Raw genomic sequence first — 21,284 nt, forward strand, 5'->3', positions numbered from 1 at the left:
TTGGCGAATTTTATGAAAATTACTTTGCGGCAATTGCAAATCTTTCTGGCGGTGGCGCAGTCGGGTAGTACAACTGCGGCGGCCGAAACGGTGGCTTTGTCGCAATCGGCGGCCAGCGCGGCGCTCAATGAGCTGGAAGCCGGTTTGAACGTGCAGTTGTTCGACCGAGTCGGCAAGCGGCTGGTGCTGAACGATAACGGCCGCCTGCTGTTGCCGCAGGCGCAGCACATGCTCGATGCCGCGCACACGATCGAGCAGCAATTCCTTGCGCCTGACCAAGCCGGCGCCGAACTGCATATCGGCGCCAGCACTACCATCGGCAGTTATATGCTGCCCGAGATGGTCGCAGCCTATCGTCACGATCATCCGCAATTGCGTGTGCGTGCGCTGGTGGCCAATACGGCCGACATCGTTGCTGCCGTCAGCAATTTCGACGTCGACGCGGCGTTGATCGAAGGGCCGTGCCACGCCAGCGATGTATTGGTCGAGCCGTGGATGACGGATGAGCTGATCGTGGTTGCCTCGCCGACGCATCCGCTGGCGGCGCAAGGCAAAAAACTCACTCTGAAAAAGTTGAGCGAGGCGGATTGGCTGTTACGTGAAGCAGGTTCCGGTACACGCGAAGCGGTTGAACATGCCTTGCTACCTTACCTGCATCACTTGCCGTCGGCGTGCGAGTTCGGTAATTCGGAGGCGATCAAACGCGCAACAGCGGAAGGCATGGGCATCAGTTGCCTGTCGCGCGCTGTCGTGAAGGATTTGCTGGAGTCGGGACGGCTGATCGAACTGGCGACGCCGTTGCCGATGTTGCGCCGGCATTTTTATCTGGTGCGCAATAAGCATCGCGTGTTGTCGCTGCGGCTGGCATCCTTGCTGGATTTCTTCCGCAGTTGGGCAGTGCAGCACGAACAGACTTGATACGTACGATTGAACTGTTATTTACGGGAGGATGCCGGGAAGCGCACCTTCACGATCAGGCCCTGATTTGATGCCGGATTTGGTCCCGGATTGTTCGCGCTGTCGGAGAGGATGATTTCACCGCGATGAGCTGATGCAATGTCGCGCACGATGGACATGCCGAGACCGGCGCCGTGGGGATTGGCAAGTTGCGCCGACGGTGCGCGATAGAAGGGCGCAAACACGCGCTCGCGATCGGCAGCCGGAATGCCGGGGCCGCTATCTTCCACTTCAAGCACGGCATACAGATCATCGCCGATACGCTGCTCAAATACGCGCATGCCGATCTTGCCGTGCGCAGGCGTATAGCGGATCGCATTGTCGAGCAGGTTGACGACCAGTTCGTGCAGCAGCAGCGGGCTGCCATCAATCAGTACGTCATGATCCGTATCGAAAGACAGATCGATATGTTTTGCGACCGCGTGTTGCGCCAGTTCCAGCGCCACCTGCCGCGCTGCGCCTGTCAATGAGACCGGTGCGATGCCGCCTTCCGCCGCGCCATGTTCGGCACGCGCCAGTGTGAGCAGGCGATTGGCCAGATGTACGGTGGAGTCAGTAGTGCCGGCAATGCTCTCGACCAGCTCGCGCAGTTCATGCAAGGCACGTGGATCATTCGGTGCGCGGTCGAACTCGCGCAGCGCCAATTCTGCTTGCGTCTTCAACACGGTGAGCGGCGTACGCAACTGATGCGAAGCGTCGGCGATGAAACGGCGCTGTCCCGTGATCAGGGTCTGCAGACGTTCCATGTAACCGTTCATGGCCAGCACCAGCGGGCGCATTTCCTTGTGTACGCGGTCGGGATCGAAGTCGGACAAATCCGTCGGTGCGCGCGATTCGACATCGCTGCGCAATTGCATCAGCGGCCGCAGCACGAAGCGCACGGCAAACCATACTAGCAGTGCAGCAACCACTACCAGCACGCCCTGACGCCACATGGTGTCGAACAGTATCTTGCGCGTCATGCCACGGCGCGCATCCATGGTCTCGCCGACCTGGATCAAAGCGATGCCGCGCATGCTGTCGTCGTAGACCGGTTGATGGAGCGCCGCGATGCGTACCGGCTGATCGTGATAATCCGCCTGATAAAAACGCACCAGCGCCGGATAAGCCTCCGAGCGTTTCACATCGGCGGGCAGTGGCGGCAGATCGTCGTAGCCGGAGACGAATTCACCCTTCACGCCGGTGACCTTGTAATAGATGCGACCGAGCGTGTCGGTCTCGAAACTGTCGAGCGCCACATAGGGCACGTCGGCGACGACATGGCCGTTGACGATGGAGACGCGTTCGGCCAGCGCGCGCGTCGACGCCAGCAAAGAACGGTCGTAGGCAATGTCGGCGACTTCCAGCGCGTTGTAGTAAACCGACACCGCGTCGACCGCCACCAGAATCAGCAGCGGCACCAGCAGCCAGCGCATCAGCTGACTGCGCAGGCTACCGAGTCTGGTCATGGCGAAATGCCGTATCATCCGGCGGCTTGCAGCAGGTAACCGAGGCCGCGCAGGGTAGTGATGGAGACGCGGCCTTCGTCGATGGCGTCGAGTTTTTTGCGCAGCCGGTGGATATAGATTTCGATAGCGTCGACATTGGCGTTGTCATCCAGCGAGAATACTTCCTGAAACAGTTTTTCTTTCGCCACGGTGCGGCCGACGCGTGTGATCAGTGCTTCCAGCACGGCGTGCTCGCGCGGCGTCAGTGCCAGTATGGCGCCGCCGTAGGTGAACATGCGCGATACCGTATCGAAACTCAGCGCACCGCAATTCACGGTGACGGTTTCGTTGCCCTGCGCGCGCCGCAGCAGCGCCTTGACGCGTGCTTCCAGTTCAACCAGCTCGAAGGGTTTGGCGAGATAGTCGTCGGCGCCGAGATTGAGTCCGTTGACGCGATCATTGAGTCCGCCGCGTGCCGTCAGGATCAGCACCGGCGTGCGGCTGCCGCGTGCACGCAGGCGTTTGAGCACTTCCAGCCCATCCATCTTGGGCAGCGTCAGATCCAGAATGACCAGCGCGTATTCCTGGGTCAGCAGCAGGCTGTCGGCATCGGCGCCATTGGCCGCGCATTCGACGGTGAGATGCGCGTCCTGCAAGGCCTTCGACAGCCAGCGGGAAAGTTCGACGTGATCTTCAACCAATAGAATGCGCATGATGACAATGAAAAAAGATGGTGCAACGCAATGAGACAACAAACGAATAGAAGGACGGAAGCCATGAATGAATCGTCACAGCGCAGCACGGTGAAAACACGGATAGCTGCGGATGCTAACAGAAGCCGGGCCTTTGCAATAGCGGGTTTGCGTCGGATCGACATACTCGTCGGATTCTTTCACCGCACTGAAAGCCGAATGAAAGTTTGGGCAGGTAGCATGCGCCCACATCATCAAATCAATAAAAATAAAAATCCTATATTGGAGACACAGCATGATCTCGATACGCGCTTTCACGTATTCGTTGCGCCACGTTTTCGCCACTTTGCATCGCGCCTGACTGCCGTCATGACTTCGACCATCCGGCATCCGGTGTTGCTGCGCCTACTGCTTGCCTGCGCGCTTTTGTTATGCGCCTTCTCCGCGCAGGCGACGGAGTGCATCGTCCCGGCCAAGCCGGGCGGGGGGATGGATGGCGCGTGCAAGATGATGCGCAAGGTACTGCCTGCAAAAGACGGAGCGCCCGAGATCAAGATCAGCTATCTGCCCGGCGGTATCGGTGCCGTGGCGTGGAGTTCGGTGGTGTCGCAGCGGCGCGGCGGGCCGGACACGCTGGTGACTTTCTCCGGCGGATCGTTATTGAATCTGGCGCAGGGAAAATACGGCAAGGCCGCGGTATCGGACGTGCGCTGGCTGGCAGGTGTCGGCACCGATTACGGCATGATCGCCGTACGTAGTGACGCGCCCTACAAGAATTTACGCGAGCTGGTCGACGCCATGGGCAATGACCCCGGCAAGATCACCATCGGCGTCAGCGGCACGGTGGGAAGCCAGGATTGGCTCAAGGTAGCGATGATCGCCCGTCGCGCAGACATTGACCCCAAGAATTTTCGTTTCGTTGCACTGGAAGGCGGTGGAGATTCGTTCACCGCTTTGCAGGCGAATCATGTGCAAGTGATTTCCGGTGATGCATCCGAGGCCGCCGCTTATATCAAGGAAGGCAAGTTCCGCATCCTCGCCGTGTTGTCGGAAGAACGCTTGCCCGGCGTGCTGTCCGGCGTTGCCACGGCACGTGAGCAGGGTTTCGACGTGGTGTGGCCGATCATTCGCGGTTTCTACATGAGTTCACATGCGTCAGACGCCGACTACCAACGCTGGGTCGGCATTTTCGACCGCGCCATGGCGACAGAAGAGTTCAAGCGTCAGCGCGCCGCCAGCGGCCTTTATCCGTTTGCCATGACAGGGCCGCAACTGACTGAATATGTCCGCAAGGTCGTCGAACAATATCGCAAGCAATCGCAGGAGCTGGGGCTGGTCAGATAAGCGCAAAGATGCACACTGACCGGGCTCTCCCTGCCCACCATAAAATCTAAAGGAGATTTCGCATGTCCGTTCGTGTATTCGTGAAGCGTCGCATCACTATTGCCCTGGCCCTGGCTTTGCCGCTGGCAGGTTTGTCCTCGACCGCTCTGGCGCAAGTGCCTGCGGGCTATCCCGCCGACTACGCCAAGGTGGTCGACGCAGCGAAGAAAGAAGGCAAGGTGGTGGTCTACAGCACCACGGACTCGAAGGCGGCGGAAGCGCTGATCAAGGATTTCAGCGCACTGTATCCAGCGGTGAAGGTGGAATACAACGACATGAACTCCACCGAAGTCTACAACCGCTTCATTTCTGAAGCGGCTGCCGGCGGTGCAACTGCTGACGTGATGTGGTCGTCCTCGATGGATCTGCAGATGAAGCTGGCTTCGGAAGGTTATGGCCTGTCTTACAAGTCGCCGGAAGCTGGAGCCGTGCCCGCCTGGGCAAACTGGAAAGATACCGCCTACGGCACCACCTACGAACCTGCCGCCATCGTCTATAACAAGCGTCTGGTGCCGGAATCCGAAGTGCCGACCACGCATGCGGAATTCACCAAGCTGCTGACCACCAAGCTCGACAAGTACAAGAACAAGGTCACCACCTACGACATCGAAAAATCCGGCGTCGGTTTCAGCCTGATCACCCACGACATGAAACTCAATCCGCAATTCTGGGATTTCGCCAAAGCGCTGGGTGGCGTGGCAGTGCGCGTGCAGTCGTCCACCGGCACCATGCTCGAACGCATATCCTCCGGCGAGAACCTGATCGGCTACAACATCCTCGGCCCTTACGCGCTGACCCGCGCCAAGAAAGATCCATCGATCGGAATTGCTTTCACCAAGGATTACAACCTGGTGCTGTCACGCGTGATCTTCGTCAACAAGTCTGCCAAAAATATCAATGCCGGCAAGCTCTGGATGGACTACATCCTCTCCAAGCGCGGCCAGACCATCATCGCCAACGACGCGCAATTGTTCGCCATCCGTGCTGACGTGATCGGTGCGACGACGTCGGCAGATTTGAACAAGCAACTGGGATCGGCCTTGAAGCCAATGCCGGTCAGCACCGAATTGCTGGAGTACCTGGACCAGACCAAGCGTCTGGCTTTCCTGAAGCAATGGAAGGACGCCGCCGGCAAGAAATAAGCCGCCGGCCGTGATCTACAAGATCCACAAGATCCGTAACAAGCAGCCCGGCTAACCGGTCGGGTTGCAGTTTTCAAGACATCACCGCTCATCACTCTTCGTTTGGGAAGCTGCTTTTGCGCCCTCCCTGGCCGAAGGCTTGTCCGGATTTCCGGATACGCAGGGGAGAGGTCGTGTCTATTTCTTAGGTAGCAAGACTTATGCAAACACTTTCAACCACCGATCGCATCGCGCCCGCAGCCAAGCGTTTCCGCATACGCCTGAACTGGCCGCGCGGCATCGTTGTTGCGCTGGCGTCACTGGCGATCTTCGTGCCGCTGCTGCTGATTTTCTATCAGAGCTTCTTGTCTGCGCCGTTCTTCGCGCCGGTGAAGACGCTGACCCTGGATTCCTATCGCTTCATTTTTGATGACTCGGATTTTCGCCAGGCCTTCGTCAATGGCTTCTATCTCGCCTCCGGCCTGGCGCTGATTGCAGTACCACTGGGCGGCATGCTGGCGTTCCTGATGGTGCGCACCGACCTGCCGGGACGCGGCTGGATTGCGCCCATGCTGCTGGTGCCGATCTTTGTGTCGCCGATGGTGATCGCGTTCGGCTACGTGGTATCGATGGGGCCGGTCGGTTTCTATACAGTGTGGATGCGTAACCTGCTGTCTGTTTTCGGCTTCGAAGGCGATCCCTGGAACGTGTATTCCTTCCCGGCCATCGTCATCATCGCCGGTCTGACCCATGTGCCGCACGTCTATCTGTACGCTTCGGCAGCGTTGAAGAGTCTCGGCTCCGACGTCGAAGAAGCCGCTCGCGTTGCCGGTGCGTCGCCGCTGCAGGTAGCACTCAATGTGTCGCTGCCGATGATCATGCCGGCGCTGGCGTATTCGGGCGTGCTGGTGTTTTTCCTCGGGTTCGAAGTCTTCGGTCTGGTGCTGGTGCTCGGCGATCCGGAAGGCCATCTGGTATTGGCGACTTATCTCTACAAACTCACTAACAAGCTTGGCACGCCTTCGTATCACCTGATGGCAGCCGTCGCCGTATGCCTTGTCGCCGTGACCATGCCCTTGGTCATGCTGCAACGCTGGTTGCTGAAGTCAGCAAACAAATACGTCTCGATCAAGGGCAAGGGCGCACGCCAGAAAGCGCTGCCCCTGGGCAAGTGGCGCTGGATTGCCTTCGCACTGATCGCCGGGTGGTTGCTGTTCACCGTGATCGTGCCGCTGTCGGGCATTGCCCTGCGCACCTTCGTGTCCCATTGGGGCGACGGCGTGACCTTGCTCGATGTGCTGACGTTACAAAACTTCCGTGACGTGTGGGCGCAGCCGTCATTGGTGCGAGGCATCATCAACACCGTGTTGATCGGCGTCATCGGCGGTGCCGTGGCGGTGGCCTGCTATAGCGCGATTGCGCTGGCGATGCATCGCAAGAACGACGGCATCACCCGCTTCCTCGACTACAGCGTGCTGGTGCCGCGTGCGGTGCCGGGTCTGCTGGCCGGTCTGTCGTTTCTGTGGGTTTTCCTGTTCGTGCCTTCGCTGCTGGACGGCTTCCTCAAAGGCTTCGACAACGATGTTGCACGCTGGCTGGTCGAGAATTTCATTCCTCAGTTACGCGAGCTGCGCTCCACCATTTTCTCCGTCTGGTTGGCGTATTCCGTGGTGTGGATGGCTTATGGTCTGCGCCTGATTACCACTGCCTTGCTACAAGTCGGCCCCGAACTGGAAGAAGCGGCACGCGCCGTCGGTGCGCAGCGTGGCCAGGTAACGCGCGACGTCACGCTGCCTCTGGTCAAGTACGGCTTGCTCGGCGCGTGGCTGATGGTGTTTCTGATCTTCGAGCGCGAGTATTCCACCGGCGTGTACCTGCTGTCGCCGGGCACCGAAGTCATCGGCTCGATGATCGTCTCGATGTGGGCGGCAGGTGCGGTGGAGCTGGTGGCTGCGCTGTCGTTCATCAACATCACGCTGGTCGCGATCGGTCTCGGCATCGCGCTGCGCTTCGGCATCAAATTGCACGATTAACTTACTCAATACACGAGGTTGCGATGTGATCGTCGCAGCCTGCAATCAAAGGAATCATCATGTCAGAACTTACCGTCAACGACCTGCACCTGGACTATGGCAGCGGCGCCAGCGCCAATCCGATTCTCAAGGGTGTCTCTATGCAATTACAGCGCGGCGAAGTGGTCGCGTTGCTCGGCCCTTCCGGCAGCGGCAAGACCACGCTGCTGCGCGCCGTGGCCGGATTGGAATCGCCCAAGGCAGGCACCATCGATATCGCCGAACGTCGCGTCTTCGACGGTTCGCGCAAGCTCGAAATCCCCGCTGAAGAGCGCAATCTTGGTCTGGTGTTTCAGTCGTATGCCTTGTGGCCGCACAAGACTGTATTCGACAACGTCGCCTACGGCCTCAAGCTGCGCAAGATGGGCAGCAGCGAAATCGCGGAACGCGTGAAGACCGTGTTGTCGCAACTCGGCCTCGGTCATCTGGGCGAACGTTTTCCGCATCAACTCTCCGGCGGTCAGCAGCAGCGCGTCGCCATCGCGCGTGCGCTGGTCTATAACCCGCAAGTCATTCTGCTCGATGAACCGCTGTCCAATCTCGACGCCAAGCTGCGTGAAGAAGCGCGAGCCTTCCTGCGCGAACTGATCGTGCGTCTCGGCTTGTCGGCGCTGATGGTCACGCATGACCAGGGCGAGGCAATGGCGATTTCGGATCGCATCCTGTTGCTTAACAACGGCAAGATCGAACAGCAAGGTACGCCGCAAAGCATGTACCAGACGCCGGACACGCTGTTCACCGCCGAATTCATGGGCAGTAACAATCGTCTGCCCGGCAAGGTGTTGCAGCGCGATGGTCAGCGCGTCACCTTGCAGGTCGAAGGTGGCACCGTGCAGGCCACGGCGCGCGGCAGCAATACCGGCAACGACGTCACCGGAATCATCCGTCTCGAACAAGTCCGTATCGCCGATCACCAGACCGACAACGCCATTCGTCTTCCGCTATCGACCTGCATGTATCTGGGCGATCGCTGGGAGTGCCTGTTCAAAGCCAAAAGCGCGGACAGCACAACGGTCGGCTTGCGCGCCTACGCGCCGCACAAGCTGGAGCAGGGCGAGTACTGGCTGACCCTGCCGGAGCAAGCGCTCTGGGCATTCTGATTTGATGCATTTGACACATGGACGGGACGGCCGCCCGTCTGTGTTTCAACACATCGCATCAAAGCAATGTATCAAAGCAACACAACCATAAAAACGATTTTCATCAAGGAGAGCAACAGTGCAGAAGAAATTATTGGCAGCAACAATCTTGTCGGCAGTCAGCGGCATGGCAGCGGCGCAGAGCAACGTGACCGTCTACGGCCTGATCGATACTGGGATCGAATACGTCAACAACGCAAGCGCTAAAGGCGGCAGCGTCACGCGTATGAGCTCGGGGGCGATGAACACGTCGCGTATCGGATTCCGCGGTGCCGAAGATCTGGGCGGCGGACTGAAGGCGATCTTCCAGTTGGAAAACGGTTTCAAGCTCGACAACGGCGCCTTCGACGGCGATGCCAACCAGCTGTTCAACCGTCAGTCCAACGTCGGCCTCGAAGGCAGCTTCGGTCGCGTTGTTGCCGGGCGTTCGTTCAGCACAACGTATGACTTCATTCTGCCGTTCGACCCGATGGGTTACTCGGCGCAGTATTCGTGGGTGACGTCGGCCGGTGCTACCGGTGGCCGCAAGGACGGCATGCCGACCGGCGTGTCGAACCTGATCAAGTACCAGGGTGACTTTGGCGGCTTCAAGATCGGTGCGATGTATGGTTTCGGCGAAGTCGCAGGCAGCGTCAACGACACGTCGAAGTATGGCGTCGGCCTGGCTTACGGCAACGGCCCCTTCTCAATGGCGACTACCTATGATCGCGTCAACGGCACGGCGGCAGTTGCCGGCGGCGCGTATGACAAGACCACGACGGTACATCTGGCTGCGGGCTATCAGGTTATCGAGCCGCTGAAGTTCAGTATCGGCTATCGTTATTACAAGAAGACGCTGGCGACCGGTGCGGCTGATCTGCGCAGCGATTTCTACTGGGGCGGCGCGACCTACAAGTTCACCCCGGCGTGGAGTCTGATCGGCACCATCTACTATCAGAATCAGAAGAATCTGGTAACTGATGCCGACCCGATCATGTATTCGCTGCGTCTGAAATACGCCTTGTCCAAGCGCACCGATCTGTACGCCAGCGGCGCGTACGCCAAGGCAAAGAACAATCAGCTGGTTGGCCTGTCGCGTGATGATGTCGGGTTTGGCAACAGCCAGACCGGTGTGACACTGGGCATGCAACACCGGTTCTAATCAGTTGTTTGTGCTGTGAGTAGTAAGTAGTAGGTAGTAATTAGTAGGCAGTAATAAAAAAGCGAGGCTTCGGCCTCGCTTTTTTGCTTGTGGAAGAGCGGAATCAGTCTTGTGGTTCGATAGGTTCGAACACGCCGGCGACTCGGTTCTTTTGAACCTGATCCCAAGGGAAGACGCGGCCGTTCATCGCCACATAGACGCCGTGCGTCAGCACCTGTGCGACGCCACAGGCAAAGCCGAAATTGAATTGCGCATCCGAGCCCTGGATCGCGTAAGGGATCATGGCGCCGGTCAGCACGATCGTCTTGGCCAGTTGCGCCGCGCCCAATACGCGTGCCGTGTCTTGCATCGTATCGGTGCCGTGGATGATGACGATGGCGTTTTCTTCGGAGCGGTCGCATGAGGCGAGTACGCGGCGCCGGTCGATGTCTTGCATGTCGAGCGAGTCGAGCAGGGGCAGTTCTTCCAGCGTTGCGGGGACGGTCAGGCGTGCGCGTGCGATCACTGCCGGCAGATGGCTGTTGGCGAAGCTGAGCTGGCCGGCGATTTCGTCGTAGTGTTTGTCGAAGGTGCCGCCGGTGGCGATGATGCGTAAAGTCATGATGGGGACGAATCAGAAAAACAGGTCTTCATCATCATACCCCACATCTCGCCAGCGACAGCACCGAGCGACCTCAGGCAGCCATGAGCTGCAGCGTCGAGCTGGTATTTTCCGCGGCTTGCTCAGCTACTTCCGGCGGCATCGGGATCTGACCGTCGATCAGCAATGCAAACAGACGTTCGACATCAATGGCCTGGATCAGCAACTGGCCGTTATTGGCCTTGATGACTTGTGTCACCAGCATCGAGGCGCCTTGTAAGGCGAACGGCGTGTGCATGATCTGGCCCGGGTTGAATTGCGGTACGGCGTGCAACTCGTCGACCAGCAGGCCGATGGTGTGTTCGCCTTCGCGCACGATCATGACCTGGCTGCTGCCGCTGACGGCCGAGCGCGTGCCGCGCATCATCTGGCCCAGATCGAAGACCCAGATAAACTCTTTTCGGTTGTCGTCGCGTTGCAGACCGAGCACGCCGATTTGTTCCACACGGGTGCCCATGGACGTCGGCAGTACCGAGCTGTACGGCACCGCTTCCACAACATGCGCCGCCGAGATGGCGAACAGATTGTTGTCGCTGAAGAAGGTCGCGTATTCGTTGCCGTCGGTGATGGCGGGATCCGTATCGAGCAGGAATTGGCGGCTGTCGGTTTGCGAGCCGGTGCCTTGCACCGCGCCGAAAGATTCAAACACCACCGCGATGATGTCTTCCTGATAGCCGTCTGTGACTTTGAACTCACGATAGCCGCTCGATACCGAGCAGGCAACGATTGCATATTCATTGTCGTGGATGGTCACTTGCGACGCGCGACCACCGTTGGAAATCGCCAGCAGCGCAGGATCGATGTCGAGGATGTCGCCGACCGCACGCTTGTCATCTGTCGTCGAGATGATGCGTGCGTTGCGGTCGATATAAAAGGCGGTCATCTTCTTCTTGCCGGTGATGCCGCTGGCCAGCATGTTCGAAAACTCCGGCGTCGAGTCGAATACGATGCCAATGCCGCCGACCACGATCGCTTCGTTGTCGAGATCGCGAATCGCGGCATGGTAAATGTACGTGTTCTTACCATCGTACAGCGACGTCGCAGAAAACGGACTCACGTAATACTGCTGTTGCGTACGCAGCGAGAGCACCTGATTGAGGCTATCTTCATCGACCTGAGCGCCGATCATTGCCGCAGCGTTATCACCGGTGCTGGCGACGATGCGGCCATGGCGGTCATAGACGAAGATGCGCGTGTACACAGTGTAAAGACCGTTGATGTAGGTGAGGATGTTGGTCATCTTCTCTACCGTTGCCTGATCTTGTTCCGGCTGCGCCAGCGCGGTGCGCAGCTCTGGCGTCAATGCCCACCAGCGGCAATCGTCGGAGCGCTCATACAGATTGCGATCGAGCAGATCGACCAGCAGGCTGGTGGTGAATTCAGCATCGCGCATGCCCGATACCAGCACGGTCTGATAGAGATCGTGGATCGATTGCGCGAACAGCTCGTTGCTACGATTGCCGGTCTCGCTGATCTGATCAAGGATGGTCTTGAGCTTGAGCATTTCGCCACGTTGGCCGGCAGTCATGACCTGGCCGTTCCACACGATGCGTTGAATGGTCTTGGCGGCAGTCATGATGTCGAACAGCGGCGGGCAGAAAGATTCCGCATGCGACAGCAAGCCCTCTGCGATGTCGGACGGCAGCTTGGTCAGCGCGTCGCTGATCACACCGCTGAATGCAACTTCCACCGGAATCATCACCTGGCCTTGCCAGCCGATGGGGCCCGGATATCCTTGGTAACCATCGGAAGATACCGTACGCACCAGATATTCGCGACCGCAGAACAGCATCAGCGATGCGTTGCCGTCGCGGTTGACCGGCACTTCGGTGCCGACCGGAACCCACAGTTTGTCGGCACTGGCGATGACGCGATTGTCGGCGTCGAGCAGCAGCATGTTGGAGCGTGATTCCGCGTCGCGATGTGAAGAGAAGATACCGGACATTTCTTCTTCGAAATGGAAGCACAGACAGAGGATGCCAACCACCGCACCAGTTTGGGGATGCTGCATGCGACGCGAATAGATCAGCGCGCGCTCTTTGCCCGGACGCAGGTCGCTGAAGCGGAAGGTCTCGACATAAGTATCCGAGTTGAGCGTCTCGCCGATGAGCGCGTCGGCGCTGTGTTCCAGCGGCGTGGCCGGGTCGATTTGTACGAGTACATTGCCCTCAGTATCGAGCAGCATGATCTCGTCGTAGACGGTATATTTGTTGCGATACTCGCGCAGGCGATAGCGAATCGCGTCGGTGTTGTCGGTGATGCCGGCGACAAAATTGCACAGTTCGCGATCAGTGGCGAGGAAGCCGACATCGGCTGTCCGTTCAAACAGATTACGGACCACGATGTCGATCACGTATTGCGCTTTGGTGCCGATTTCGGTGAGCACGTTGCGGACTTTTTCCTGAACCAGGCTGACTACCAACTCGCGTTCAAGCCGGCTGAAACCGGTGCGCGTTGCTGCCATGGTTGGCAGGATCGTCTTGGCTTCGCTAGGGCAATTCATTTTGGCCGAGGCTTCAATTACACGCCACATCAGATTCAGTTCCTGCAGTGACTGTTCGCATTTCGTCACATCGCGCATATACGGCAAGAAAGTCTCGGTTTGAATCGCTACGTGTTCACTCATGTTGTCCCTTTTATTGAAGAAGTCCGTAAGAACCTATCCGCACCGCGCTTATGTTTTATGGTGAATCTTCTGAGTTGATGGCGGTGCTCAGTTGTTATTACGCAAATTGCGTGCCACGCATTTTATTGGCAAAACACCATTCATGTTGTCTACAAGATGGTCTCCAAAACCGCATGCAGGCTGGCTTCTGTAAATTTCCGCAAGGAAATTGTAAAGGCGTTTAGCGAATGAATTCGTCGCGTGCGGTTGAATTTCATTAAACGGAAAGCACCTAAGTCAACCTGCCGTCACACAACAGTCATACCGTTGTCAGTCAGATTTTTCATAGTTGGATAAAATCGAGGGGATATGAAACCGATCGCTCCCGGCACCGTCATCTTTCATCGTCATCGCGGCTATGGCGTTATCGTCTCCGTCAATTTATTGACGGGGTGGATATCTGCGCGCTTTGGCAGCGAGGTGCGTACGCTCGATCTGAATCTGTCATCGGATGAAGTGCAGCATGCGGATGGCACACCTATCCTGTTTCGCCGTGCGCCGCCGGATCGGATGCCGCATGCACGGTTGATGGCGATGGTGCGCGAGTTGCATGCGGCCGGTTATCAGCGTTTGTATTTATATAGCTGGCCCAAGCCATCCGGTTTACATTGGCGCTGGCATTTGTTCGCCGGCCCGCGGCACTGGAATGAACGTCCGTGGCGCGAAGGCTGGTATGGCTCGGGTGCAGACTACAACTTCAATCCGATTTTTGGCTGGGGCGATGTGCCTGGCGCGAGCGCACAGGATCTGGCCAGCGCGCTGGCGCAATTTGATCCGCATGGACTGGCGCAAGCGCTGGGAAGAGATGAAGATCACACTGATTGGTTTGCATCAGTGTGCGATGCTTTGTTGCCCGACTACGCGTTTAGTCTGGGCTGGGATCACACGGGGCAGATGCCGGAACACCTGCCCGTGATCGCCGTGCGTCGCGGTGTTGCTCCCTATGACGGACCGCCGCTGCCGTGGCCGCCCGGCTGGGCGCATTTATGGAAAGTGTCGCACGCGCCTCATCTGGTCTATGCGCCGCCGAGGCCTGTTCGCATCAAGCCAACGCCTCAGGATTGAGGACGTTCTTCGGCGTGCCGTTGGCGAAGTCGACGATATTCTGAAACGCAGCGCGGAAGTACAACTCGTAGCCGTCTTTTTCAACATAGCCGAGATGCGGTGTTGCCACGACGTTATCCATGCGTAGCAGCGGTGAATCCTGCGGCAGCGGTTCAGTTTCGAACACATCGATCCCGGCGAAACCCGGGCGGCCTTGTCGCAGGGCTGCTTCCAGTGCACCCTCGGCCACCAGCTCGGCACGGCTGGTGTTGATGAAGGTTGCGGTCGGCTTCATCTGCGCCAGGTCTGCTGCGGTGACGATGCCACGCGTGGCGTCGTTGAGGCGCAGATGTACTGACACAAAATCAGCGGTCGCGAAAAATTCTTCCTTGCTCGCTGCGGCGGTATAACCATCTTGCTGCGCCTGGGTACGGCTTGCATCGCGACCCCACACCACCACTTTCATGCCGAAGGCTTTGCCGTAACCGGCTACCGTGCGGCCGATCTTGCCGTAGCCCCAGATGCCGAGTGTGCGGCCTTTGAGCGCGACGCCGAGAGGATTGTGTTCCGGTACGGCGGAGACTTGTTGCCAGATACCGGCTTTGAGGTTGGCGGCGTATTGCGGCACGCGGCGCGCAGCGGCCATGATCAGCGCCCAGGTCAGCTCGGATGGCGCGGTCGGGTCGCCGACGCCTTCGACGATGGCGATGCGTTGCGTGGTAGCGGCAGCGACATCGACATGGCTGCTGACTTTGCCGGTTTGCGAAATCAGTTTCAGCGCCGGCAATTTTTCCAGCAGCGCCTTGTTGAAGACCGTGCGTTCACGAATCAACACCACGGCGTCGAAAGGTGTCAGGCGCGCGGCCAGTTGCCCAGTGCCGCGCACGCTGTTGGTAAACACTTTGACGTCATGTCCGTCCAGCATCTTGAAGCAGTCGAGCTGGCGGACGCTGTCCTGGTAGTCGTCGAGAATGGCGATCTTCATATTGTCTCCGGAGGGCGGTCGCTGTTGAGGAAAACCACATCATAAAGCGCCCGCCGGATTTTTGCCGCGGCCTTTCAATGAAAGCTGATCAGGCTGGGATTTCGATCACCAGCTTGCCGCGTGCGCCGCCGGCATCGATCACGTCATAAGCGGCATCAGCCTGATCAAAGCCGAAGCGGCGTGCGTCCACCTGCACGACGATCTTGCCTGCTTCGACCAGTTTGGCGGCTTTTTCCATGATTTCGCCGTGATGTGCGCGTCCCTCGCCGGTCAGCAGCGGCATCAGCGTAAAGACGCCGGAGTAAGTCGCAGCGCGGAACGACAAGGGTGCCAATGCATGCGTGCCCCAGCCGAGACAGCTAACCACGTGGCCGTGATAACGGCGTGCCGCGAGGAAGGATGCATCCAGCGTGGCGCCGCCGACGGTGTCGTAGACGATGTCAAAACCTTCACCATCGGTATATTGCTGCACATATTCTTCCACTGTCGTGGCGCGATAGTCGATGAAGGTGGCGCCATAGCCGGTGATGATGTCGCGTTGTTCGGCCGAGCCGGTGGCATAGACGTCGGCGCCGAAGGCGATGGCGATCTGCACGGCGATATGGCCGACGCCGCCGGCGCCACCATGCACCAACACCTTTTGACCGGCGTGGACGTGCGCGCGGTCAACCAGGCCTTCCCAGGCGGTGATGAAGATCAGCGGCAGAGCGGCGGCGTCGCGCATGGTGATGTTGGATGGCTTGTGCGCCAGCAGGTCGGCGTCGACGGCGGCAAATTGCGCCAGCGAACCTTGCACGCTGCCGACGCCGCCGGTCATGCCATAGACCTCGTCGCCGATGTTGAAGCCGGTGACACCTGCGCCGACGGCTTCGACCACGCCGGCCATGTCGATGCCTAGGACTGCGGGCAGTTGCGCCTGGGCATGACCGGCCTTGCCGGCGCGAATTTTGGCGTCGAGCGGATTCAGGCCGCTGGCACGGATGCGCACCAATACCTGGCCAGGGACGGCGACAGGACGAGTCACTTCGGTGATTTGCAGCGGAGTGGCGTTGGCATTGAGCAGGACGGCTTGCATGGTGGTGGTGTTCATGATGTTTCCTTTCAAGAGGGATGGTTGGGCGCCGAGATGTGGGTCTTCAGCGATGGAGCCAGTCTAGAGAGAGAAAGCGCGCAGAAAAACGGGGCGGACGGCAATACAGAATGATGAAAACGTGGATAATCGATTGCGGCCTGGCACAGCGCGCAAAACACGAAGCGACCAATTAAAAAAGAGAAAAACGAAGAGAGAAACGCATGGACCGACTGGATGCCCTTAAAGTGTTTTGCAGCGTGGTGGAAGCGGGCGGTTTCAGCCGCGCCGCCGACCGGCTCGGTATCTCCACGTCGTCGGTAACGAATCAGGTGTCCGCACTGGAGACGCACTTTCGCATCAAGCTGCTCAACCGCACTACGCGCAGCATGTCGCTGACGGCGGAAGGGCGCCAATGCTATGAGCAGGCGCTAAAATTACTTGGTGACATGAGCGAGTTGGAAGAAGGGCTCATGCAGTCCAATGCCACGCCGTCCGGCACCTTGCGTGTCGATATGCCGAGCGTCATCAGTCGCCAGTACATTGCTCCGGCATTGCCCAAGTTTCTTGCGCAGTATCCGGATATTGCGCTGAAGATTACCGTCGGCGACCGTATGATCGACATGGTGGAAGAGGGCGTCGACGTGGTGATCCGCATCGGCGATCTGCCCAGCTCCAATCTGATTGCGAAGACCATTTTCAAGACCAGTTTCATGACGTGCGCATCGCCGGCTTTTCTTGAGTGTCATGGTGCGCCGAAGACACCGCAGGAGCTGGCTGATTTCGCCTGTCTCGGCTTTCTCAATCCCAAGTCGCGCATGGTGCGGCCGTGGCAATTTGTCAAAGGCAAGGATACCTACACGCATATCCCGCAAGGGGCGCTGGCGATGGATCATGTGGAGTCGCTGATCGAATCCGGCAAGGCGGGTTGCGGACTTGTCCAACAGATGTCGGTATCGCTGATTCCACCAGTGCGCAACGGCGAGCTGGTACGGGTGTTGCAGGACTGGTTGGCGCCGGGGCCGGACGTGTCGGTGCTGTTTCAGCAGAAGCATCACCGAGCGGCGAAGATCAAGGCCTTCGTTGATTTCGTCGCTGGTGTCTTTTAAGCATCATTCTCTTCACTTCGCGTTATTTTTCTGTTTGCTGCTGCACAGCAATGTCGGTCAGACACTGACAACAAATCGGCCGTTTGTCCTGTGGCACTTTGACACACCGGCGGTGTCCATTCAGTAAGGCTTTGGCAGATAAAATCGTCACTGAACTCCGGCGTAACCCCTTTTGCTGCACTGCTTCGTAATGAAAAAACGCGATCGCGTTAAAAGCGTATTTCCTACTACATTAGTCGGTTACTTTTCACTACAATTAAGCGGGGCGCGGGTGTACAATCGCCGCCTGATTTTCATAAAAGCAGCGGCTGCGGAACAATCTGCAGCAGCAAATTTGTGAACGGTTTCAGTGAAGACCATGGCTCCCCCGGCCCGCTCGCCTACTCCGCGAGCAGCCACGCAGTCATGACCTGACTGCATTCGACAAGACCGCCGTACCACCGGCTGATGGCGCTACCCGCCTCGCCGGCTGCATGCAACGACGATCCTGCCGTGCCAACGAATTCGATTTAACTTTAGGCATTGGAGGTAGTGTTTATGAATCAACCTGTCATGGAAGGCGTCGCAGCAGTGAACGCCCCCGCTTTCGTCAAACACCAAAAACTGATCAACTGGGTTACCGAGATCGCCGCGCTGACCAAGCCGGAAAGCATCTGCTGGTGCGACGGTTCGCAGGAAGAGTACGACCGCCTGTGCGCTGAAATGGTCGCCGCCGGCACCATGAAGAAGCTGAATCAGGAAAAGCGTCCTAACAGCTACCTGGCTTGCTCCGATCCATCGGACGTAGCGCGCGTGGAAGATCGCACCTTCATCTGCTCCAAGAACAAGGAAGACGCCGGCCCGACCAACAACTGGACCGATCCTGCCGAAATGCGCACGACCTTGAATGGTCTGTTTGCCGGCAGCATGCGCGGCCGTACTTTGTATGTCGTGCCGTTTTCGATGGGCCCGCTGGGTTCGCCGATCGCCCACATCGGCGTCGAGTTGTCGGATTCGCCTTACGTTGCCGTGAACATGCGCATCATGACCCGCATGGGCAAGGCCGTGTATGACGTGCTGGGCAGCGACGGTGATTTCGTCCCATGCGTGCACACTGTCGGCGCACCATTGCAAGCTGGTGAAAAAGACGTCGCCTGGCCGTGCAACGCCACCAAGTACATCGTCCACTATCCAGAGACCCGCGAAATCTGGTCTTACGGTTCGGGCTACGGCGGCAACGCGCTGCTGGGCAAGAAATGCTTCGCGCTGCGTATCGCGTCGACCATGGGCCGCGATCAGGGCTGGCTGGCAGAACACATGCTGATCCTCGGCGTGGAATCGCCCGAAGGTAAGAAGCACTACGTCGCAGCAGCCTTCCCATCGGCGTGCGGCAAGACCAACTTTGCGATGCTGATTCCGCCGAAGTCCTTCGACGGCTGGAAAGTCACTACCATCGGCGACGACATCGCCTGGATCAAACCAGGTCAAGACGGCCGCTTGTACGCGATCAATCCTGAAGCCGGTTATTTCGGCGTTGCCCCGGGCACCAACGAAAAGACCAACTTCAACTGCATGGCGTCGCTGCGCGCCAATACCATCTTCACCAACGTCGCGCTGACCGACGACGGCGATGTCTGGTGGGAGGGTATGACTTCGGTCCCGCCTGCGCATCTGGTCGACTGGCAAGGCAAGGACTGGACGCCGGAAATCGCCAAGGAAACGGGTCGCAAGGCTGCCCATCCGAACGCGCGCTTCACCGTCGCCGCGACACAAAACCCTGTGATCGACGCTGCATGGGATGACCCGGCAGGCGTGCCGATTTCGGCCTTCATCTTCGGTGGCCGCCGCTCGACCACCGTGCCGCTGGTGACCGAAGCGCGCAACTGGGTTGAAGGCGTCTACATGGCCGCGACCATGGGCTCCGAAACTACTGCTGCTGCCGTCGGCCAACAAGGCGTTGTGCGCCGCGATCCGTTCGCGATGCTGCCGTTCGCCGGCTACAACATGAGCGATTACTTCCAGCACTGGCTGAACCTGGGTCGCAAGATCGCCGCGTCGCCTGCCGAACTGCCGAAGATCTATTGCGTCAACTGGTTCCGTACCGATGCTGACGGCAAGTTCGTCTGGCCTGGCTTTGGTGACAATATGCGTGTGCTGAAGTGGATGCTGGAACGCATCGAAGATCCGCAAGGTGTGCGCGTCGGCGGTACGCCGCACATCTTCGGCGTGTCGCCACGTTACGAAGATCTGCAATGGGACGGCATCGACTTCACGCCGGAACAGTTCGCCATGATCACCTCGATCGACAAGGCGGCCTGGGCCAAGGAAGTTGAGTTGCACACCGAGTTGTTCGACAAGCTGAAGCACAACTTGCCCAAGGAACTGGTTGAAGTGAAAGTGGCACTGGAGAAGAAATTGGCGGCCTGATCGCGCCGATAAGTTCTCTATACTGTTAAGGAAAACGGCTGCCGACGATGTCGGTGGCCGTTTTTTTATGCCCGCAAAATCGTCTGCAGCACGGTGCGCATGTGGTCCGGTACTTTCACAGGACGGCGTGTTGCCGCATCCACATAGACGTGGATGAAGTGACCCTGTGCCGCCGCCGTCACATCGTTCTCGCGAAAAATCCCTACTTCATAACGCACGCTGGAGTTGCCGATGTTCGCCACACGCACGCCGACATGCACCATGTCCGGGAAGCTGACCGGCGCAAAATAATTGCAATGCGTCTCGATGACCAGGCCGATGACGTCGCCGTTGGGGATAGTCAGCGCTTGTTTTTCCATGAGGAAATGATTCACTGCGGTATCGAACCAGCTGTAGTAGACGACATTGTTGACGTGACCGTAGACGTCGTTGTCCATCCAGCGCGTCTGAAGGACATGAAAATGAGGATAGTCGGCGCGGTTGGAGGCGGTCGGTTTGGTTGTCATCTTGTTTTGGGCTGGTCACACACATGTTGCCGTGCTGAAGTAATATTGCGGCGGGAACGAAGCTCGTCTCCCGATTTCTACTGAACGGTGAGTCAGCAGTGTAAGCGATCGCCTTTGGCGGCGCAGCAGGGAGGGCATAGCTGGTTGTTTCTGACGGCTTCGTGCCCATATGTGTTTTATCCCTTGTGACACGTAGCATGCCGCTTCATACGAATGTCGATAGTCAAATGCAATCGAAAGTATTAAACAAATAAATTTGATTAATATATAGAGGCGCTTTACTATCTCTTCACTCTCTTTCAACCCCTAAGTAAAGGAAACGCAATGTCCCTGATCAATACGACAATCAAGCCATTCAAAGCAACTGCTTACCACGACGGCAAATTCGTCGACATCACCGAAGCAAGCCTGAAGGGCAAGTGGTCCGTGTTCGTGTTCTACCCAGCTGACTTTACTTTCGTCTGCCCGACAGAACTGGAAGATCTGGCCAACAACTACGCTGAATTCCAAAAAATGGGCGTCGAAATCTACGGCGTGTCGACCGACACCCATTTCGCGCACAAGGCATGGCACGACACATCGGATGCCATCAAGAAAGTGCAATACCCACTGGTCGGCGACCCAACAACAACACTGGCTCGCAACTTCGAAGTCCTGATCGAAGAAGAAGGCCTGGCACTGCGCGGTACATTCGTGATCAACCCAGAAGGTCAGATCAAGGTTCTGGAAATCCATGACAACGGAATCGGCCGCGACGCTTCCGAACTGCTGCGCAAGGTCAAGGCAGCGCAATACGTTGCTTCGCACCCAGGTGAAGTTTGCCCAGCAAAGTGGACTGAAGGCGCAGAAACTCTGAAGCCTTCCCTCGATCTGGTCGGCAAGATCTAAATCGCTGATTAAGCTACTGCGCGATTCGATCTCAAGACTG

The 21,284-nt window shown here is 58.1% G+C and carries 17 protein-coding genes; 10 read left to right on the forward strand and 7 right to left on the reverse strand.

The features are described from left to right. Nucleotides 1-12: 12 nt before the first annotated feature. Nucleotides 13-918 carry a LysR family transcriptional regulator gene (locus PQR63_RS16955; RefSeq protein WP_408169170.1) on the forward strand — a complete coding sequence of 302 codons (906 nt, stop codon included), beginning with the start codon at nucleotides 13-15 and terminating at the stop codon, nucleotides 916-918. 17 nt (nucleotides 919-935) lie between these two features. On the opposite strand, the gene PQR63_RS16960 is transcribed toward PQR63_RS16955, so the two are convergent. Further along, on the reverse strand, nucleotides 936-2,405 hold the full coding sequence (locus tag PQR63_RS16960) for a sensor histidine kinase (RefSeq protein ID WP_408169171.1): 1,470 nt from the start codon (nucleotides 2,403-2,405) through the stop codon (nucleotides 936-938). A 14-nt stretch (nucleotides 2,406-2,419) separates the two neighbouring features. Beyond that, nucleotides 2,420-3,097, reverse strand: a complete 678-nt coding sequence (locus PQR63_RS16965; protein ID WP_408169172.1) for a response regulator — start codon at nucleotides 3,095-3,097, stop codon at nucleotides 2,420-2,422. 348 nt (nucleotides 3,098-3,445) lie between these two features. On the opposite strand from PQR63_RS16965, the gene PQR63_RS16970 reads away from it, so the two are divergent. The 5 genes from PQR63_RS16970 (at nucleotide 3,446) to PQR63_RS16990 (ending at nucleotide 9,932) form a co-directional block, all read left to right on the forward strand. Beyond that, nucleotides 3,446-4,420 (forward strand): tripartite tricarboxylate transporter substrate binding protein, encoded by a 975-nt coding sequence (locus tag PQR63_RS16970; RefSeq protein WP_408169310.1) that lies wholly within the window; start codon nucleotides 3,446-3,448, stop codon nucleotides 4,418-4,420. A 62-nt stretch (nucleotides 4,421-4,482) separates the two neighbouring features. After that, nucleotides 4,483-5,601, forward strand: a complete 1,119-nt coding sequence (locus PQR63_RS16975) for an ABC transporter substrate-binding protein (RefSeq protein WP_408169173.1) — start codon at nucleotides 4,483-4,485, stop codon at nucleotides 5,599-5,601. A 200-nt stretch (nucleotides 5,602-5,801) separates the two neighbouring features. Next, entirely contained in the window at nucleotides 5,802-7,613 is a 1,812-nt protein-coding gene (locus tag PQR63_RS16980) for an ABC transporter permease (protein WP_408169174.1), read from the forward strand. Between the two features lie 59 nt (nucleotides 7,614-7,672). Next, a complete protein-coding gene (locus PQR63_RS16985; protein ID WP_408169175.1) occupies nucleotides 7,673-8,752 on the forward strand; it encodes an ABC transporter ATP-binding protein in 1,080 nt (359 codons plus the stop codon). A 118-nt stretch (nucleotides 8,753-8,870) separates the two neighbouring features. After that, nucleotides 8,871-9,932, forward strand: a complete 1,062-nt coding sequence (locus PQR63_RS16990; RefSeq protein ID WP_408169176.1) for a porin — start codon at nucleotides 8,871-8,873, stop codon at nucleotides 9,930-9,932. A gap of 103 nt (nucleotides 9,933-10,035) precedes the next feature. Here the strand turns inward: PQR63_RS16990 and PQR63_RS16995 are convergent, their stop codons facing one another. Then, nucleotides 10,036-10,533, reverse strand: a complete 498-nt coding sequence (locus PQR63_RS16995; RefSeq protein WP_408169177.1) for an asparaginase domain-containing protein — start codon at nucleotides 10,531-10,533, stop codon at nucleotides 10,036-10,038. Between the two features lie 73 nt (nucleotides 10,534-10,606). Next, complete coding sequence (locus PQR63_RS17000) at nucleotides 10,607-13,198, reverse strand: chemotaxis protein CheW (RefSeq protein WP_408169178.1); 2,592 nt, start codon at nucleotides 13,196-13,198, stop codon at nucleotides 10,607-10,609. A 348-nt stretch (nucleotides 13,199-13,546) separates the two neighbouring features. On the opposite strand from PQR63_RS17000, the gene PQR63_RS17005 reads away from it, so the two are divergent. Beyond that, complete coding sequence (locus tag PQR63_RS17005) at nucleotides 13,547-14,302, forward strand: L-asparaginase (RefSeq protein ID WP_408169179.1); 756 nt, start codon at nucleotides 13,547-13,549, stop codon at nucleotides 14,300-14,302. On the opposite strand, the gene PQR63_RS17010 is transcribed toward PQR63_RS17005, so the two are convergent. Then, complete coding sequence (locus PQR63_RS17010; protein WP_408169180.1) at nucleotides 14,280-15,266, reverse strand: D-2-hydroxyacid dehydrogenase family protein; 987 nt, start codon at nucleotides 15,264-15,266, stop codon at nucleotides 14,280-14,282. The genes PQR63_RS17005 and PQR63_RS17010 overlap by 23 nt on opposite strands. An 88-nt stretch (nucleotides 15,267-15,354) precedes the next feature. Beyond that, entirely contained in the window at nucleotides 15,355-16,356 is a 1,002-nt protein-coding gene (locus PQR63_RS17015; protein WP_408169181.1) for a zinc-dependent alcohol dehydrogenase family protein, read from the reverse strand. A 203-nt stretch (nucleotides 16,357-16,559) separates the two neighbouring features. Between PQR63_RS17015 and PQR63_RS17020 the strand changes: the two genes are divergently transcribed. Together PQR63_RS17020 and PQR63_RS17025 are read left to right on the forward strand one after the other, a co-directional pair. After that, on the forward strand, nucleotides 16,560-17,444 hold the full coding sequence (locus tag PQR63_RS17020) for a LysR family transcriptional regulator (RefSeq protein ID WP_408169182.1): 885 nt from the start codon (nucleotides 16,560-16,562) through the stop codon (nucleotides 17,442-17,444). Nucleotides 17,445-17,981: 537 nt separating this feature from the next. After that, a complete protein-coding gene (locus tag PQR63_RS17025; protein ID WP_408169183.1) occupies nucleotides 17,982-19,850 on the forward strand; it encodes a phosphoenolpyruvate carboxykinase (GTP) in 1,869 nt (622 codons plus the stop codon). A gap of 65 nt (nucleotides 19,851-19,915) precedes the next feature. Here the strand turns inward: PQR63_RS17025 and PQR63_RS17030 are convergent, their stop codons facing one another. Continuing rightward, nucleotides 19,916-20,356 carry an acyl-CoA thioesterase gene (locus tag PQR63_RS17030; RefSeq protein WP_408169184.1) on the reverse strand — a complete coding sequence of 147 codons (441 nt, stop codon included), beginning with the start codon at nucleotides 20,354-20,356 and terminating at the stop codon, nucleotides 19,916-19,918. Nucleotides 20,357-20,680: 324 nt separating this feature from the next. Here PQR63_RS17030 and ahpC point away from each other — a divergent pair, with 324 nt between their 5' ends. Next, a complete protein-coding gene (gene ahpC, locus PQR63_RS17035; RefSeq protein WP_050476347.1) occupies nucleotides 20,681-21,244 on the forward strand; it encodes an alkyl hydroperoxide reductase subunit C in 564 nt (187 codons plus the stop codon). Nucleotides 21,245-21,284: the final 40 nt, after the last annotated feature.

The organism is Herbaspirillum rhizosphaerae, from assembly GCF_046025915.1.
Classification (GTDB): domain Bacteria; phylum Pseudomonadota; class Gammaproteobacteria; order Burkholderiales; family Burkholderiaceae_D; genus Herbaspirillum; species Herbaspirillum rhizosphaerae_A.

Bases quoted from the DNA above. Each gene is read 5' to 3' on its own strand.
- PQR63_RS17020 (WP_408169182.1), top strand. From the start codon at position 16,560: ATGGACCGACTGGATGCCCTTAAAGTGTTTTGCAGCGTGGTGGAAGCG.
- PQR63_RS17015 (WP_408169181.1), bottom strand. From the start codon at position 16,356: ATGAACACCACCACCATGCAAGCCGTCCTGCTCAATGCCAACGCCACT.
- PQR63_RS17005 (WP_408169179.1), top strand. From the start codon at position 13,547: ATGAAACCGATCGCTCCCGGCACCGTCATCTTTCATCGTCATCGCGGC.
- PQR63_RS17030 (WP_408169184.1), bottom strand. From the start codon at position 20,356: ATGACAACCAAACCGACCGCCTCCAACCGCGCCGACTATCCTCATTTT.
- PQR63_RS16980 (WP_408169174.1), top strand. From the start codon at position 5,802: ATGCAAACACTTTCAACCACCGATCGCATCGCGCCCGCAGCCAAGCGT.
- PQR63_RS16960 (WP_408169171.1), bottom strand. From the start codon at position 2,405: ATGACCAGACTCGGTAGCCTGCGCAGTCAGCTGATGCGCTGGCTGCTG.
- PQR63_RS17025 (WP_408169183.1), top strand. From the start codon at position 17,982: ATGAATCAACCTGTCATGGAAGGCGTCGCAGCAGTGAACGCCCCCGCT.
- ahpC (WP_050476347.1), top strand. From the start codon at position 20,681: ATGTCCCTGATCAATACGACAATCAAGCCATTCAAAGCAACTGCTTAC.
- PQR63_RS16995 (WP_408169177.1), bottom strand. From the start codon at position 10,533: ATGACTTTACGCATCATCGCCACCGGCGGCACCTTCGACAAACACTAC.
- PQR63_RS17010 (WP_408169180.1), bottom strand. From the start codon at position 15,266: ATGAAGATCGCCATTCTCGACGACTACCAGGACAGCGTCCGCCAGCTC.
- PQR63_RS16965 (WP_408169172.1), bottom strand. From the start codon at position 3,097: ATGCGCATTCTATTGGTTGAAGATCACGTCGAACTTTCCCGCTGGCTG.
- PQR63_RS16955 (WP_408169170.1), top strand. From the start codon at position 13: ATGAAAATTACTTTGCGGCAATTGCAAATCTTTCTGGCGGTGGCGCAG.
- PQR63_RS16985 (WP_408169175.1), top strand. From the start codon at position 7,673: ATGTCAGAACTTACCGTCAACGACCTGCACCTGGACTATGGCAGCGGC.
- PQR63_RS16975 (WP_408169173.1), top strand. From the start codon at position 4,483: ATGTCCGTTCGTGTATTCGTGAAGCGTCGCATCACTATTGCCCTGGCC.
- PQR63_RS17000 (WP_408169178.1), bottom strand. From the start codon at position 13,198: ATGAGTGAACACGTAGCGATTCAAACCGAGACTTTCTTGCCGTATATG.
- PQR63_RS16970 (WP_408169310.1), top strand. From the start codon at position 3,446: ATGACTTCGACCATCCGGCATCCGGTGTTGCTGCGCCTACTGCTTGCC.